This window comes from Mesorhizobium sp. YL-MeA3-2017 (assembly GCF_030814575.1).
In the GTDB taxonomy this organism is placed as follows: Bacteria; Pseudomonadota; Alphaproteobacteria; order Rhizobiales; family Rhizobiaceae; genus Mesorhizobium; species Mesorhizobium terrae.
On record NZ_JAUSVH010000001.1, the window covers coordinates 3,619,598 to 3,635,093 of the forward strand.

General features: G+C 63.9%; 13 protein-coding genes. 8 read left to right on the forward strand and 5 right to left on the reverse strand.

The annotated features are described in order from the left end of the window. Positions 1 to 9: 9 nt before the first annotated feature. Positions 10 to 684, forward strand: a complete 675-nt coding sequence (locus QFZ88_RS17320) for a response regulator transcription factor (protein WP_024926063.1) — start codon at positions 10 to 12, stop codon at positions 682 to 684. After that, complete coding sequence (locus QFZ88_RS17325) at positions 681 to 2,156, forward strand: sensor histidine kinase (RefSeq protein WP_024926064.1); 1,476 nt, start codon at positions 681 to 683, stop codon at positions 2,154 to 2,156. The genes QFZ88_RS17320 and QFZ88_RS17325 overlap by 4 nt, the downstream gene beginning before the upstream one ends. Here the strand turns inward: QFZ88_RS17325 and QFZ88_RS17330 are convergent. Further along, positions 2,125 to 3,411, reverse strand: a complete 1,287-nt coding sequence (locus QFZ88_RS17330; protein WP_024926065.1) for an NAD(P)/FAD-dependent oxidoreductase — start codon at positions 3,409 to 3,411, stop codon at positions 2,125 to 2,127. The genes QFZ88_RS17325 and QFZ88_RS17330 overlap by 32 nt on opposite strands. A gap of 145 nt (positions 3,412 to 3,556) precedes the next feature. Next, on the reverse strand, positions 3,557 to 4,990 hold the full coding sequence (locus QFZ88_RS17335) for a glutamine synthetase family protein (protein WP_024926066.1): 1,434 nt from the start codon (positions 4,988 to 4,990) through the stop codon (positions 3,557 to 3,559). Positions 4,991 to 5,128: 138 nt separating this feature from the next. Here QFZ88_RS17335 and QFZ88_RS17340 point away from each other — a divergent pair, with 138 nt between their 5' ends. Then, a complete protein-coding gene (locus tag QFZ88_RS17340; RefSeq protein WP_024926067.1) occupies positions 5,129 to 5,845 on the forward strand; it encodes an HAD family hydrolase in 717 nt (238 codons plus the stop codon). Between the two features lie 104 nt (positions 5,846 to 5,949). Here QFZ88_RS17340 and QFZ88_RS17345 read toward each other — a convergent pair whose 3' ends face one another. The 3 genes from QFZ88_RS17345 to aceA form a co-directional block, all read right to left on the reverse strand. Further along, positions 5,950 to 6,357, reverse strand: a complete 408-nt coding sequence (locus tag QFZ88_RS17345; protein WP_024926068.1) for a transcriptional regulator — start codon at positions 6,355 to 6,357, stop codon at positions 5,950 to 5,952. A 316-nt stretch (positions 6,358 to 6,673) separates the two neighbouring features. After that, on the reverse strand, positions 6,674 to 6,916 hold the full coding sequence (locus QFZ88_RS17350) for a hypothetical protein (RefSeq protein WP_024926069.1): 243 nt from the start codon (positions 6,914 to 6,916) through the stop codon (positions 6,674 to 6,676). 94 nt (positions 6,917 to 7,010) lie between these two features. Further along, complete coding sequence (aceA, locus tag QFZ88_RS17355) at positions 7,011 to 8,300, reverse strand: isocitrate lyase (protein ID WP_024926070.1); 1,290 nt, start codon at positions 8,298 to 8,300, stop codon at positions 7,011 to 7,013. A 457-nt stretch (positions 8,301 to 8,757) separates the two neighbouring features. On the opposite strand from aceA, the gene QFZ88_RS17360 reads away from it, so the two are divergent. From QFZ88_RS17360 to QFZ88_RS17380, 5 genes are all read left to right on the forward strand, one after another. Further along, on the forward strand, positions 8,758 to 10,200 hold the full coding sequence (locus tag QFZ88_RS17360) for a helix-turn-helix domain-containing protein (protein ID WP_024926071.1): 1,443 nt from the start codon (positions 8,758 to 8,760) through the stop codon (positions 10,198 to 10,200). 80 nt (positions 10,201 to 10,280) lie between these two features. Further along, positions 10,281 to 11,708, forward strand: coding sequence for a S41 family peptidase (locus tag QFZ88_RS17365; RefSeq protein ID WP_024926072.1), 1,428 nt, complete (start codon positions 10,281 to 10,283; stop codon positions 11,706 to 11,708). Positions 11,709 to 11,873: 165 nt separating this feature from the next. Next, positions 11,874 to 12,833 carry a DMT family transporter gene (locus tag QFZ88_RS17370; RefSeq protein WP_024926073.1) on the forward strand — a complete coding sequence of 320 codons (960 nt, stop codon included), beginning with the start codon at positions 11,874 to 11,876 and terminating at the stop codon, positions 12,831 to 12,833. A 345-nt stretch (positions 12,834 to 13,178) separates the two neighbouring features. After that, positions 13,179 to 14,279, forward strand: coding sequence for a polyamine ABC transporter substrate-binding protein (locus QFZ88_RS17375; RefSeq protein WP_024926074.1), 1,101 nt, complete (start codon positions 13,179 to 13,181; stop codon positions 14,277 to 14,279). 69 nt (positions 14,280 to 14,348) lie between these two features. Next, a complete protein-coding gene (locus QFZ88_RS17380; RefSeq protein WP_024926075.1) occupies positions 14,349 to 15,488 on the forward strand; it encodes an ABC transporter ATP-binding protein in 1,140 nt (379 codons plus the stop codon). The last annotated feature ends 8 nt before the right edge of the window (positions 15,489 to 15,496 follow it).

Sequence of the window (15,496 nt, forward strand, 5' to 3'; positions counted from 1 at the left end):
AAGAAAACCATGCGTATCCTGCTGCTCGAGGACGAGCCGGAGATGGCCTCGGTGCTGAAGACCGCGCTGGAGCGCCGTCACGTCATTGTCGATCACGTTTCGACCATCGCCGATGCCGAGGCGGCGGCCGCTTTCGGCCCCTATGATGCGCTGGTGCTCGACCGCCGTTTGCCTGACGGCGAGGGGCTCGACCTCATTCCGAAGCTACGCGCCAGCCGCATCGAGGCGCCGGTGCTGATGCTGACGGCACTGGGCGGCGTCGACGACCGCGTCGCCGGCCTCGACTCTGGCGCCGACGACTATCTGGCCAAGCCCTTCTCGGTGGAAGAGTTGATGGCGCGCCTGCGTGCCTTGCAACGGCGGCCGGCGGCGCTGCGCTCCGACCTCACGGTGGTCGGCCGGCTCACCTATGATTTCCGCCATCGCGAAGCGCTTGTCGGCGATAAGCCGCTTGACCTTCTGCGCCGCGAGCAACTGGCGCTGGAGGCGCTGATCCGCCGGCCGGGCCGCGCCGTGCTGCGCTCCACGCTGGAGGAATCGGTCTACGCCATGGATGACGAGATCGGCTCCAACGCGTTGGATTCGCACCTGTCCAGGCTGCGGCGCAAGCTCGACGAGGTCGATGCCGGCGTCGAGATCCGGGCGATCCGCAACCTCGGTTATCTGCTGCGCGCCGTCGCATGAGAAAGCCGCGTCCACGTTCGCTGCAATGGGTGCTGGTGCGCCGCCTGATCATACTGCAGGCGGTCATGCTGGTTGTCTTCCTCGGCTTGATCACGCTGGTGTTCTTCGTCGCGCAGCCGCGCCTGGTGGTCGATAATGAGGCAGCCGCCCTTGTCGTGGGAGAAGCGCTGGGCCGCGACGCGGCCGGCCAGCTCGTTCTGCGCGACACGGAAGAACTCACCAATTTCCGCAAGAGCTTTCCGAACATGTGGTTCGTTGCACGCGACGAAAAAGGCGGAGTGCTGAAACAGGGCAATGTGCCTGCCGTCTATGCCAGCGGCGGCGACGGCCTGCTCAAAAGTGTCGACCGTGCGGCCTTGACCTTCGCGCAGCTGGATTTGCGGCCTGCCGCTTCCTACGCCAATCTGGAAACGTCGGCCGGCCGTGTCGGCGTACTCGCCTCCACCATGTCGTCGCGCGAGGAAAACACCGGCGTCGAAGCCAATATCGATCTGCAGATCGATCTCGCCCGCAATCCGGACGGCACCACCAATTGGGTGCGGGTCGGCCCGATCCTGGTCATCCTCACCATCATCATGCTTTTGCCGATCATCATCGTGATGGGCGTCACCACGCTGGTAACGACACCGGCCGTGGTGCGCCGCTCGCTGGCCGGCCTCGTCGCCACCGCCAGGGAAGCCGGCAACATCGACATCGACAACCGCGCCGTGCAATTGCCGACCGAGCGCGTGCCACAGGAGGTGGCGCCGCTGGTGCAGGCCTTCAATCGCGCGCTGGCTCGTCTCGGCGAAGGTTACGATAAGCGTAACCGTTTCCTTACGGATGCCGCGCATGAACTGCGCACGCCGATCGCCATCCTGCGCACGCGTGCCGAATTGCTGCGCGAGGATCCCGAGAGCCGGCGCCTGCAGAAGGACATCGAGCGCCTGTCGCATCTGGCGCAGCAATTGCTCGACCGCCAGGTGCTCGACCACGCCGCCGGTCCGCGCGAGGTGGTCGATCTGGTGGAACTGGCCAGAACGCTGGCCGCCGATTTCGCGCCGCTGGCGCTGGAGGCCGGCTATGACCTCTCTTTCGAGCCGGCCGGGCGCCCGGTGCTGGTCGATATCCGCTCGCAGCAAGTCGAGCGGGCCGTCGCCAATCTGCTGCGCAACGCCATCGAGCATGGCGGCGGCTCGGGCACCATCACCGTGTTGGTCGACGGCGAGGGCGGCCTGGAAATCCACGACGAGGGCCCGGGGATCCCGCTGGAGGAACGCGAGCGCGTGTTCGAGCCGTTCTACCGGCTGCGTCCGCGCTCCAGCGGCGCCGGGCTCGGCCTCAATCTCGCCCGCGAGATCGCACGCCTGCATGGCGGCCGTATCGATATCTTGAACGGACGCTGGAACGGCACGCATATCCGCCTGCAACTGCCGCTGGCGGAGACCCCGGCCAAAAAAATCAGATCCGGTCCCGCAGCGCGAACCAGTTGAGCGCCAGGAACAGCATCGGCGCGCGGAAGCGGCGACCGCCGGGGAAGGGCGGTATCTTCAGCTCCTCGATCAGCTTCAGCCGGTCGCGGTTGCCCGACACCGTCTCGGCGTAAAGCTTGCCGAAGAAGTTGGACAACATCACGCCGTGACCGGAATAGCCGCCGACGGAGATGACATTCGGCATCACCTCGCGCACGAACGGCTTTCGCGGCACGGTGATGCCGACATAACCGCCCCAGCCATGGGTGATCTCGACATCCTTCAGCTGCGGATAGATTTCGCTGATCTGCTTGCGGATATGGATGTGGATGTCCTTGGGGTCGTTGACCGCGTAGATTTCGCGGCCGCCGAACAACAGCCGGCCATCCCTGGATTTGCGGAAATAGCGCACCACGAAGCGGGAATCGTCGACGGATTCGCCGCCGGGCAACACTTTCGACGCATCGCCGAGCGGCACGGTGGCGCCGATGAAGGAGCCGATCGGCATGATATGCGCCGCACTCATCGGTTCCAGCGTGCCGCCATAGGCATTGGTGGCGATCAGGCACTTGTCGGCGGTGATCGTGCCGCGTTGCGTCGTCACCTTGACCTTGCCGCCTTGCGTGGTGAGGCCGGTCGCCGGCGTCTTCTCGAAGATATGCGCGCCCGCCGCGGCCGCCACGCGCGCCGTGCCGATCACCAGCTTCAGCGGATGGATATGGCCGGTGCCGGTGTCGCGGGCGCCGCCGTAATAATGCGTCGAGCCCAGCCGCTCCGCCGTTTCGCGCGCATCCATGAAGGTGATGTGCGGATAGTTGAAGCGCGTCGCCATGATGTCGGCATGCGCCTTGTAGTCGTCGACATAGCGCTGTTTGTGCGCCACCGAGATCTGGCCGGGCATGTAGTCGATGTCGATGCCATTGGCGGCCGAGAAGTCGTGAAGATGTGTTTTCGCCTCCTCGGCCAGGTCGAACAGTGCCTTGGCGCGGGTGAGGCCGTAATCATCCTCGAGTTCCTCGGCCCAGGCGCGCTGGCCGGTGCCCATCTGGCCGCCATTGCGGCCCGAAGCACCGTCGCCAAAACGATGGCTTTCGATCAGGACGACATTGGTGCCGGCCTTGGCCAGGTGCACCGCCGCCGACAGCCCGGTGAAGCCGCCGCCGACGATGACGACATCGGCCTGCCGGTCGCCGTCGAGCGAGGGATATTCTGGCCGCGCGCCGACGGTGTCTTCATACCAGGAACGGCCGGGGGAGATGGGGGATTGGTAGGGCATGGTGGCTTTCGGGTGGTGAGGCAGTCGGGAGTGGGCAGTCGGCAGTCGGGTTTGGCTTCAGCGAATTACAGATCGGAGCACAGTTCGCGGAGTTCCCCGCCTGCTTTCCCGACTGCCGATTGCCTACTCCCGACTGCCTGTTGCTTCAAACATTCAGCAACAAATACTCCCGCTCCCACGGGCTGATCACTTCCATGAAGGTCTCGAACTCCGCCCGCTTGATCGCCGCATAGGTGGAGGTGAAGGCGCGGCCGAGCATGCCCGCCAGCTCCTCGTCGCCCTCGAACAGGTCGACGGCTTCGAGCAGGCCGCGCGGCAGGTCGATCTCGTCCTCGTTGGCCGTCGTCAACACCGGCGGTTCGGCCTGCAACTTGTTGTTGATGCCGATCAGGCCGCAGGCGAGCGAGGCGGCGAGTGCCAGATAAGGGTTGGCATCGGAAGACGGGATGCGGTTTTCGACGCGCCGGGCGTTGGGGTCCGAGCGCGGCACGCGGAAGGCGGTGGTGCGGTTGTCGTAACCCCATTTGTTGTTGACGGGGGCGGACGCCGCCTGGGTCAGGCGCCGGTAGGAGTTCACGTAAGGCGCGAACATCACCAGCGCGTTAGGCACGTGTTTCTGCATGCCGCCGATGAAGTTGAAGAAGGCTTCGGTCTCCGAACCGTCCTCGGCCGAGAAGATGTTGCGGCCGGTCTTCTTGTCGACGATCGACTGGTGGATATGCATGGCTGAGCCTGGCTGGCCCTGGATGGGCTTGGCCATGAAGGTGGCGTAGACGTCGTGCTTCAACGCCGCTTCGCGCAAGGTGCGCTTGAACAGGAAGACCTGGTCGGCCAGTTCGACAGGGTCGCCATGACGCAGGTTGATTTCGAGCTGGCCAGCGCCTTCCTCGTGGATCAGCGTGTCGATCTCGAGGCCCTGGCTTTCCGAGAAATGGTAGATGTCGTCGATCAATTCGTCATATTCGTTGACGCCGGCGATCGAGTAACCCGAGCCGCCGGCAATCGGCCGGCCGGAACGGCCGACCGGCGGGGTCAGCGGATAGTCGGGGTCGGGGTTCTTGCGAACCAGGTAGAATTCGATCTCGGGCGCGACGACGGGTTTCAGCCCGTGCCGGTCATAGGCGGCGACCACGCGCTTCAGCACGTTGCGCGGCGTGAATTCCACGGCGCGACCGTCCTGATGGACGAGGTCGCAGATGACGGCGGCTGTCGGGTCTTCTTCCCACGGCACCGCGGTCAGCGTCGAAAGATCAGGCACGAGCTTCAGGTCGCCATCGTCTTCCGGATATTCAAAACCGTTGCCGTTTTCCGGATACTGGCCGGAAATCGTCATCATGAACGGTGCGGAAGGCAGCGCCAGCGAGGTGTTGGAGGTGAATTTGGAAGACGGCATCATCTTGCCGCGGGCAACGCCGGCCTGGTCGGGGGTGATGCATTCGATGTCTTCGATACCGCGCGATTCCAGCCAGGCGCTCGCCTCCTTCCAGCTCTTCACTCCCCTGAGGTTTTTCAGAAAGGCAGGCGCACGGGTTCGCGTCCCCCGAGTTGACGGACGGACTTCCTTTTTTGCAGGCGGCATCAATCACCAGATATGGTTGCGGATTGCCGAGTATAGCCGTGGCCCCTTGCGGAAGAAAAGGGGGGCTCGCTCTCGTTTTCGTGGGCGCAAGCATCCAAAGTGCTGGTTTTTGGCCGTTTTTCGCCCTAGATGGGCATCATGTCCACGTCTTCCAACAGCTTGACCACCATCGGTTTCGACGCCGACGACACGCTCTGGCAGAACGAGCAGTTCTTCCGTTTGACCGAGGCGCATTTCGTCGAACTGCTCGCCGGCCATGGTGAAAAGGACAGCTTGCTGGCGCGCCTGCTGGAAGCCGAAAAGCGCAATCTCGGCGCCTATGGCTTCGGCATCAAGGGTTTTACGCTTTCGATGATCGAGACGGCGATCGACGTCACCGACGGCAAGGTGCCTGGCGAGGTCATCGGCAAGATCCTGGCCGCTGGCCGCGAAATGCTGAGCCATCCTGTCGAGACGTTGCCGCATGTCCATGACACGCTGGAGGCGTTGGCCAGCCGCTATCGGCTGGTGCTGATCACCAAGGGCGACCTGTTCGACCAGGAGCGCAAGCTAGCGCAGTCGGGCCTCGGCGATTTCTTCAACGCGGTGGAGATCGTCTCCGACAAGTCACGCCCGACCTATGAGCGCATCTTCGCGCGCCATGGCGACGGCCCCGAGCGCGCCATGATGGTCGGCAATTCGCTGAAATCCGACGTGGTGCCGGCGATCGAAGCCGGCAGCTGGGGCATCTTCGTGCCGCATGATCTGACCTGGGTGGTGGAGCATGTCGAGCCGCCCGCCACCGCGCCGCGCTTCCGCGAAATCGCCCATCTCGGTGAATTGCCGGGCCTCGTGCTGGGCATCGACAACGACTGACGGCGCCGTCGCCTGCATTGTTCCTGGCGTTATTTCGCCGGCTCAACAGGCGCGGGCCTTGCCTCGTTCCCCGGCCTTCCCTGGCTCACCGAGCAGGGCGAGCCTCAGCCTGCTTCCGGGGCGGGTATGCTGCGCGAACTGTGCTTCAGGCGTTCGATGATCTGCTGCAGGCGCTCGGGCGTGATCGGCTTGGCCACGACGTAATCCACGGTGCGCGGCAGGCCGAGGCTTTCCTGCGTGCCGGTGCGGTTCGACAGGAAGATGACGGTGGGCGAAGCCTTGCCGGCAACGCCGCGGATCGAAGCGACCCCCGCCAGCACTGCGTCGCAATCGCTGTTTTCCGGTCCGCCGTCCAGCACGACCGTTCCCGGAACCAGCGTGGTCAGCGCTGCCGGGGCCGTTTCTGGCGATTCAGCCACCGGCTTCAACCCGCCCTGCTCGATGATCCTCGACACGACGATGCGATTGATCTGCGATCGGCTGACCACGAGCACTTTCGAAAAATCCAGCAAAGCCCCTCCACGTCCCAGGCCGGTCGCGCCACCGGTCGGCCTGCCGTTGTCGCCACTCAGCGGCGGTTGTCTGTTTCCACCGCGAGTCTTCATTTCAATGCTAGGTTGAAACCATTCGACAATCGGTTGAGACCGCCGTCATGTCAAGCGCATGTAGGCGACTGGCGTTATATTCCAGCATTACAATAAAATCAGTAGCGGTCATGCAACAAAAATTGTAGCCACGGCCGCTTCAAAACAGGATCGAAAACAAAAAACCCGCCGCGTGGCGATGCACGCGGCGGGTTTGTTTGGCTTTGGTAAGTCTTGACTTTCGTCAGCCGTGGCTTTGCTGGGTGACGATGACCGGGATCAGAAGATCGCCCCAGTTGCCGTCGCCGCCATGATGGCGGGCCGAACGGACCAGTTCGACCGAGACGCCGGCCTCGACCGCCTTCATGACCGACTGGTTGAGACGGTGCAAATCGTTAGCGACGATGCGGATGACCGCCTGCTGGTCGGCGCTCATGGTGGTGGCCTGTTCTTCTGCCCTTTCCTTGACACGGGTACGCGGTGCCATTGTCGTTCTCCTCGAATGTTCCTTCGCCTTTCGGGCGGTTCCTCTGTTTTGGACCCCGGCGCGGCCCGCGCCGGGGGAAGCTGTGCGGGCCGGCCTATTCGGCGGCCGGGCGGAACTGTTCGTGTTCGGTCGATTCCTTCATGGCGGTGGTCGACGACTTGCCACCGGAGATCGCCATCGACACGGCATCGAAATAGCCGGTGCCCACTTCGCGCTGGTGCTTGGTCGCGGTGTAGCCGTTCACCTCGGCCGCGAATTCGGCCTCCTGCAGTTCCGAATAGGCCGCCATCTGGCGATCCTTGTAGCCGCGGGCCAGTTCGAACATGCCGAAGTTCAACTGGTGGAAGCCGGCCAGCGTGATGAACTGGAACTTGTAGCCCATGGCGCCGAGTTCGCGCTGGAACTTGGCGATGGTGGCGTCGTCGAGGTTCTTTTTCCAGTTGAACGACGGCGAGCAGTTATAGGCGAGCTTCTTGCCCGGATGCGCCTTCTGCACCGCCTCGGCGAACTTCTTCGCCTGGGCAAGATCCGGCTTGCCGGTCTCCATCCAGATCAGGTCGCAATAGGGCGCGTAGGCGATGGCACGCGCGATGCAAGGCTCGATGCCATTCTTCACCTGGTAGAAGCCTTCCACCGTGCGTCCGGCATCCTTGTCGACGAAGGGCTGGTCGCGCTCGTCGATGTCGGAGGTGAGCAGCTTGGCGGCTTCCGCATCGGTGCGGGCGACGATCAGCGTCGGCACGCCCATGACGTCGGCGGCGAGCCGAGCGGCGGTGAGGTTGCGGATATGGGCCGCGGTCGGGATCAGCACCTTGCCGCCGAGATGGCCGCACTTCTTTTCCGACGCCAACTGGTCCTCGAAATGGACGCCCGCGGCGCCGGCTTCGATGAAGGCCTTCATGATCTCGAAGGCGTTCAACGGTCCGCCGAAGCCGGCTTCCGCGTCGGCGACGATCGGCGCGAACCAGGTGTCGACCGACAGGCCCTTGCCTTCCGACGTCTCGATCTGGTCGGCGCGCTGCAGCGTGCGGTTGATGCGCTTGGCAAGCTCGGGCGCCGCATTGGCCGGGTAGAGCGATTGGTCGGGATACATGGCGGACGCCGTGTTGGCATCGGCCGCCACCTGCCAGCCGGACAGGTAGATCGCCTTCAGGCCGGCGCGCACCATCTGCATGGCCTGGTTGCCGGAGAGCGCGCCGAGCGCGTTGACGAAATCTTCCTCGTGGATGAGCTTCCACAGCCGGTTGGCGCCCATTTCGGCCAGGCTGTGCTTGATCTGCACGGAGCCGCGCAGCCGCTTCACATCCTCCGGCGAATAGGGCCGCTCGATGCCGTCGAAACGGCCTTCGGCGGCCGAGGGGACGAGGTTGTAAAAATCAGTCATGGTCTGCTCCGCTTACTGAAAGACGTTTGTCGAAAACCGCCATTCGTCGTGAATTCGCGGCGGCTTTCCTGTGACTTGATTTACATTGCGGTGCGAAATCGGCCGAATGAATTCGAGGCTTAGGCGATAAAATAAGGGAAAACCTGTGTTGCGTTTGACAGGGAGACGCTGTAAATTTGTAAAAGATGTAAAATGCGACGAGCGGCCAAAATGGCGATTGAGCCTGTCAAGGTTTGTAAAATCCGGCCGGCCTTTCCTTCTCCCCTTGCGGGAGAAGGTGGCCGAGCCCGGCGGCGCGGCTGCCATAGGCGAGGTCGGATGAGGGGTGCTGCGAGGAACGCGACAGAACCAAGGTCGGGGCTCTTCAAGCCCTTCGCCGCCGCCTCGTTTCTTCCAACACCCCTCATCCGCCGCCTATGGCGACACCTTCTCCCACACGGGGAGAAGGGAGAAGCGCATGGCTGAGCAGAAAATCTTCGCCGGACCGCGCATTCGCCGCATCCGCAACCAGAAGGGCCTGACCCAGACGGCGATGGCCGAGGGGCTGGGCATCTCGCCCTCCTATCTCAACCTGATCGAGCGCAATCAGCGTCCGCTGACCGTGCAGCTCATCCTGAAGCTCGCTTCCGTCTACAAGGTCGAGCCCGAAGAACTGCAGGGCGAGGCGCGCGGCTCGATCGCGGCACTGCGCGAGGTCTTCGCCGACCCGCTATTGTCCGGCGAACTGCCGGGCGACCAGGAACTGGTCGAGATCGCCGAGGCCGCGCCCAATGCGGCGGCCGCGGTGATCAAACTGTTCCGCGCCTATCGCGAGCAGGCCGAGCGCCTGTCGGACCTGACCGAGCTGCTCGCCCGCGAGGGGCGCACCACGGCGCTGTCCGGCGCGCGCCTGCCGATCGACGAGGTGCATGAGGTGTTCGAGCGGCGGCCGAACCATTTTGCCGCTCTGGAGGAGGAGGCCGAGGCGTTCACGACGCTGCTCGAGCCCGGCGACGACCTGTTCGGCGCCTTGAAGGCGTGGCTGAAGCGCGAGCACGGCATCGTCGTGAAAGTTCTGCCGGTCGCCACCATGCCCAATTGGCGGCGTCGCTACGACCGCCATTCGCAGCGCCTGTTCCTGTCCGAGCGGCTGTCGCCGTTCGACCAGCTGCGCGAAGTGGCGATGGAGGCAAGCCTCATCCGCATGCAGGTGGCGGTGGCGGCCGAGATCCAGGCATTGAAACTGTCGTCCGACGAGGCCAAGCGGCTGGCCCGGTTCGAGCTCGGCCGTTATGCCGCGCATGCGCTGACGATGCCCTATCAGGCCTTCCATTCCGCCGCCCAGCGCGCCCGCTACGACATCGATGTCCTGCGTTCGCGCTTCGGCGTTTCCTTCGAACAAGCGGCGAACCGGCTGACCATGCTGCAGCGTTCCGGCGCCTCCGGCGTGCCGTTTTTCATGCTGGAGGTCGACAATGCCGGCAACCGCTTCCGCCGCGCCGGCGCCCAGGGCTTTCCGCACAGCCGCTTCGGCGGCGGCTGTCCGAAACTCGCGGTACATGCCGCCTTCACCCAGCCCGGCCAGATCTTCGTCGAAGCGGTGGAAATGCCGGACGGCGCCGAATTCCTCACCGTCGCCCGCACGCTGGAAGGCCCGCAAGGCGCCTTTTCGGAGCGCCCGCGCCGCACCGCCATCCTGATCGGCTGCGATATCGGTTTTCGCGACGAGATCGTCTATGGCGCGGCCCTTCCGGCACTTGGCGTTGGCGCAAAACCCGGCGCGGTGGCGGCAACGCCGGTCGGGCCGGCCTGCCGGCTGTGCGAGCGCTCCGGCTGCCTGTCGCGCGCCGAGCCGCCGGTCACGCGTCCGCTAGGGCTGGACGAGATGGTGACGGGCCTGTCCGCCTTCGACTTCCAGTAAAGCGTGGGTCTTTTACCCCGGCGTCGATGTCTATAGATATATGATCATATTCTAATAGATTCTCCGACATCGAGGCATTCATGGCTGGTTCCGTTCGTCCCGCCCGGCGCTGGCTGAAGCGTATCGCGATTGCCCTGGTCGCGGTTCTGCTCCTCGTCGTGGCACCCGCCGCCTTCATTTTGTATCCGGCGCTGAAATCTTATCCGGCTATGGATTTTCCGCTGGCCGCATCGCCAGCCGAGAAGAATCTGCGGGATCTGGCCTATCTTCGGCTGTTGCCGCAGGTCGAGCGAAGCTTCACCGATCAAACCCGCGCCGCCTTTGAAGCCGCGCTCGACAAACTGGTGGCGCGTGCGCCGGAACTCGATCGCGCCGGCCTGGCGATGGGCGCGGCGCGTGCCGTGGCATTGGCCGACAATGGCCATACCAACATATTGGGCCTGGTCGGCGGAAACGGTTTCAACGCCGTGCCCGTTCGCCTGGGCTGGTTCGCCGACGACCTGTTTGTGGTGAGTGCAGCCGCGGATCAGCGCGATCTGCTCGGCGCGCAGGTGCTGGCGCTGAATGGCCATTCGCCCGAGCAACTGGTCGAGGCGTTACGCCCCTACACCGGTGGTCCGGCCAATCTGGCGCGCGAATTCGTGCCGAATTTCCTCATCTCGCCGGAACTGCTTCACGCGGCGGGTCTCGCCGAAAATGCGGATGCCGCCGAATTCCGCGTCCGGCAGCGCGATGGGGTCGAAGTCGTGCGCCGGCTTGCCGCGGTCGCCGGGACGCCGGAGCCGCTAGCCAGAAGTTCCTGGCCGAAGCGGGATTTGAGCCCGGTCCGGAGGAAGGACAGCGAAGCTTCCTGGGTTCATGTCCTGGATGGTGCAGCACCCCCGTCCTATCTCTCGCGGCCGGACGACAATTTCTGGCACAGCTATCTCGAAAACGACGGCATCCTCTACGTCCAGCTGAACCGTATCGGCGATCAGGAAAAGGCTTCCATCGAGGACTATCTCTCGGGCCTGCTGGCGGAAGTGGCCAAGCGGAAGGTGAAGCATGCGGTGGTCGATCTGCGCTTCAACCCGGGCGGCAACTACCTGCTCGCTGCCGATTTCACGCGGCGGCTGCCGGAGCTCTTGCCGCCGGACGGCAAGGTGTTCATCCTGACCAGCGGCAACACCTTTTCCGCCGGCATCAGCACCGCGGCGCGGCTGAAATATTTTGCCGGCTCGCGCGCCGTCCTGATCGGGGAAGCGATGGGCGACAGGCCGCAATCCTGGGGTGAGGGCGGCACGGCCCGGATGCCGAATTCCAAACTGGCGATCCGCTACACGACCGGCTATCACGATTGGCAAAACGGCTGCGGCTTGGCTCAGATCCGGACATGCTTCGTCCTCAATTATTTCTACGGCACGCCGTCCGGTTCATTGACACCGACGGTGCCGGTTGCGCCGACCTTCGCCAGCTACGCCGCCGGCGACGATGCCGTGCTCGCCGAGGCCTTGAAACTGGCGAAATAGGCGTCGCCACCGGTTTGCGGCGGGCTGACATAGCCGATGCATGTGGCTGGACCATCTCCAGGGCCCGCCTTCGCGCTACGCCAGAAGGCATGGATTTGCCGCGTCTGCGATATCGCGCGGGTGGCAAAACGACGATGATGAGCCGAACCATCAGACAGTAGCGCCATGGCCGACGCCGCTTCCCCATCGCCTGCAACCGCACAGGCCCAGCCGGTGTCGCGGCGCGAGGAGCGCGTGGGTTATCTGCTCGTCTTCCTGTCCGCACTGATGTGGAGCCTCGGCGGTACCATCGCCCGCTTCATCGAGGCCGATGGAAGCTGGACCGTGGTGTTCTGGCGCTCGGTATGGGCGGCCGCCTTCCTGCTCGGCTTCATGGCCTGGCGCGACGGCCTGCGCGGCACCGTGAAACTGTTCCGCGACATGGGCTTGCCCGGGCTGGCGGTGGCCATCTGCTTCGCCACCGCCTCCACCTGTTTCGTCGTCGCGCTGTCCTACACCAAGGTCGCCAACATCTTGCTCATGCAGGCCGGCGTGCCGCTGCTCGCGGCGCTGCTGTCGTGGCTGTTGTTCCGCGAAAAGGTCTCGGCCGCCACCTGGGCGGCGATCGCCGGCGTCATCGCGGGTGTCGCCATCATGGTCTCGGAATCGCTGGGCGGCACCGTCTCGCCGGTCGGCGACGGGCTGGCGCTGTTGATCGCCTTCATGTTTTCGGTTGCCACCGTCATCACGCGCCGCTTCGCAACCGTGCGCATGACGCCGGCCACTTGCCTCGGCACGATCTTCGCCGCCATCTTCGCGGCATCGCAGGTCACGCAATTCGCCGTTTCGCCGCGCGATATGGGTTTTTTGTTCGCTTTTGGTGTCATCAATCTCGGCGTCGGCCTCGCTTTCTTCGCCACCGGCGCGCGCCTCATCCCGGCGGCGGTCGCGGCTCTTCTCGGCACGTTCGAGCCGATCCTGGGGCCGATCTGGGTGTGGCTGGTACATGGCGAAGTGCCGTCGGCGCGCACCATCATCGGCGGTGCGATCGTCTTCGCCGCACTGTTCATCCACATCGGCATGGAAATGTGGCGCCAGTCCAAGCCGCAGCGTCCGGGCGCGGTCGGCATCCCGTCGCCGAACTGATCGCGAAAGCAAAACAGAATGGTTTTGCCCATTGACAAGCAACTAGCCCGGCGGGCAGGCTGTGGGCACGGCAACAACAAAACAGGCGTATCTTGCCACGTGCAACAGCCGGCCAAACCAGGACCGAGCCTTCCAGCCCGCACGAGCCCCCGCAACCTCGCAGGGCGCTCTTTCGTTTAGGCAGCAGCGCTAACTGCTCCCTTTCTTCCAGGCTTGAATACGCCCCGACGGACCGCAACGCGCCGGTTCTCGCAAAAAATCTGCCTTACCAAACCATGCCACGCCGGCTGCAAAAACGATCCGGCGGGCGGGGAACACTCGTCATGACAATAGGAGCAAACCGAAATGACCCGCAAAGCGATCTGGCTGGCGGCAACGGCCGTATTCCTGGCCCTGCCGATAACGAGCGCTCAGACACAGGAACGTGTCGTCAACGTCTACAACTGGTCTGACTATATCGATCAGTCGATCATCCAGGACTTCACCAAGGAAACCGGCATCAAGGTCGTCTACGACGTCTACGATTCCAACGAGATCCTCGAGACCAAGCTGCTCGCCGGCGGCTCGGGCTACGACGTCGTGGTGCCCACCGCCAGCCCGTTCCTGGTGCGCCAGATCGCGGCCGGCGTCTACCAGAAGCTCGACAAGTCGAAGCTGCCCAACCTGAAGAACATGTGGGACGTCGTCGAGCAGCGTGTCGCCGCCTTCGACCCCGGCAACGAACATTCGGTCAACTACATGTGGGGCACCGTCGGCATCGGCTACAACCCCGACAAGGTGAAGGCCGCGATCGGCACCGACAAGATCGAGAGTTGGGATACGCTGTTCAAGCCCGAGAACATCGCCAAGCTGAAGGATTGCGGTGTCTATGTGCTGGATTCGCCGACCGATATCGTCCCGACCGTGCTGAAATATCTCGGTCTCGATCCGACCGACAAGTCGCCGGAAAGCCTGCAGAAGGCCGAAGATCTCTTGATGTCGATCCGGCCGTCGATCCGCAAATTCCATTCGTCCGAATACATCAACGCGCTCGCCAACGGCGACATCTGCGTGGCCATCGGCTGGTCGGGCGACGTCTTCCAGGCACGCAACCGCGCCAAGGATGCCAAGGCCGGCGTCAACGTCGCCTACACCATCCCGAAGGAAGGCGCCGAGATGTGGTTCGACCAGATGGCGATCCCGGCCGATGCCAAGCATGTGCCGGAAGCCCTGGAATTCATCAACTACATGATGAAGCCCGAAGTCATCGCCAAGTCGTCGGACTATGTCTACTACGCCAACGGCAACAAGGCGTCGCAGCAGTTCATCAACAAGGACATCACCAGCGATCCGACCATCTATCCCGACGAGCCGATGCTGAAGAAGCTGTTCACCGTCGCCCCGTACGACCCCAAGACCCAGCGCACCATCACGCGCCTCTGGACCAAGGTCGTCACCGGCCAATAAGCGTCGACAGACGTGAACCCCGGCGGCTGGGTCGCCGGGGTTTTTCCCGGGAAAAGGACGGAGAGGGACATGAAATCGCTGGGCAGCATCCGCAGGGACTTTGCGCCGTGGAACGACCCGAAGGCAAAGCCATACATCCAATTCGAGAATGTCACCAAGCGGTTCGGCGACTTCACCGCCGTCGACAATCTGTCGCTGACCATCTACGAGCGTGAGTTCTTCGCGCTGTTGGGCGCGTCGGGTTGCGGCAAGTCCACGCTTTTGCGCATGCTGGCCGGCTTCGAGCAGCCGACCTCCGGCCGCATCCTTCTGGACGGCGAGAACCTCGCCGGCATCCCGCCCTACAAGCGCCCCGTCAACATGATGTTCCAGTCCTATGCGCTGTTCCCGCATATGACGGTGGAAAAGAACATCGCCTTCGGCCTGAAGCAGGAAGGCATGCCCAGGGCGGACGTTGAAAGGCGCGTCGCTGAGATGCTGAAGCTGGTGAAGCTGGAGAAATTCGCCAAGCGCAAACCGCACCAGCTCTCCGGCGGCCAGCGCCAGCGCGTGGCGCTCGCCCGTTCCGTCGCCAAGCGGCCAAAGGTGCTCTTGCTAGACGAGCCGCTGGGCGCGCTGGACAAGAAGCTGCGCGAGGAGACCCAGTTCGAACTGATGGATCTGCAGCAGGAACTCGGCCTCACCTTCGTCGTCGTCACCCACGACCAGGAAGAGGCCATGACCATGGCTGACCGTATCGCCATCATGGACAAGGGCGAGGTCATGCAGGTGGCAACGCCGGCCGAGGTCTATGAGGCACCGGCTTCGCGTTTCGTCGCCAACTTCGTCGGCAATGTGAACATGTTCGAGGGCAAGGTCGCCGAACGCACGGAAAAGACCGCCAGGATCACCGGCGCCACCGGCGCGCAGATACTGGTCGAGAATGCCGGCGAGGCCCGTGCCGGTGCCGACGTCGCCTTCGCCATCCGCCCCGAAAAGATCCGCATCTCCTCGGCCAAGCCGGACAACAACGTCAACGCGCTGGAAGGCGAGGTCTACGACATCGCCTATCTCGGCGACATGACCGTCTATCACGTCAGGCTGACCGACGGGCAGGTGGTGCGCGCCCAGAGCATGAACGCCGCCCGCATCTCGGACGATCCCCTGACCTGGAACGATCGAGCCTGGGTTTCCTTCCGGCCGGACGCCGGCGTCGTGTTGACGCGGTAGGGGGCGAT

Bases quoted from the DNA above. Each gene is read 5' to 3' on its own strand.
- QFZ88_RS17320 (WP_024926063.1), top strand. From the start codon at position 10: ATGCGTATCCTGCTGCTCGAGGACGAGCCGGAGATGGCCTCGGTGCTG.
- QFZ88_RS17325 (WP_024926064.1), top strand. From the start codon at position 681: ATGAGAAAGCCGCGTCCACGTTCGCTGCAATGGGTGCTGGTGCGCCGC.
- QFZ88_RS17330 (WP_024926065.1), bottom strand. From the start codon at position 3,411: ATGCCCTACCAATCCCCCATCTCCCCCGGCCGTTCCTGGTATGAAGAC.
- QFZ88_RS17335 (WP_024926066.1), bottom strand. From the start codon at position 4,990: ATGCCGCCTGCAAAAAAGGAAGTCCGTCCGTCAACTCGGGGGACGCGA.
- QFZ88_RS17340 (WP_024926067.1), top strand. From the start codon at position 5,129: ATGTCCACGTCTTCCAACAGCTTGACCACCATCGGTTTCGACGCCGAC.
- QFZ88_RS17350 (WP_024926069.1), bottom strand. From the start codon at position 6,916: ATGGCACCGCGTACCCGTGTCAAGGAAAGGGCAGAAGAACAGGCCACC.
- aceA (WP_024926070.1), bottom strand. From the start codon at position 8,300: ATGACTGATTTTTACAACCTCGTCCCCTCGGCCGCCGAAGGCCGTTTC.
- QFZ88_RS17360 (WP_024926071.1), top strand. From the start codon at position 8,758: ATGGCTGAGCAGAAAATCTTCGCCGGACCGCGCATTCGCCGCATCCGC.
- QFZ88_RS17365 (WP_024926072.1), top strand. From the start codon at position 10,281: ATGGCTGGTTCCGTTCGTCCCGCCCGGCGCTGGCTGAAGCGTATCGCG.
- QFZ88_RS17370 (WP_024926073.1), top strand. From the start codon at position 11,874: ATGGCCGACGCCGCTTCCCCATCGCCTGCAACCGCACAGGCCCAGCCG.
- QFZ88_RS17375 (WP_024926074.1), top strand. From the start codon at position 13,179: ATGACCCGCAAAGCGATCTGGCTGGCGGCAACGGCCGTATTCCTGGCC.
- QFZ88_RS17380 (WP_024926075.1), top strand. From the start codon at position 14,349: ATGAAATCGCTGGGCAGCATCCGCAGGGACTTTGCGCCGTGGAACGAC.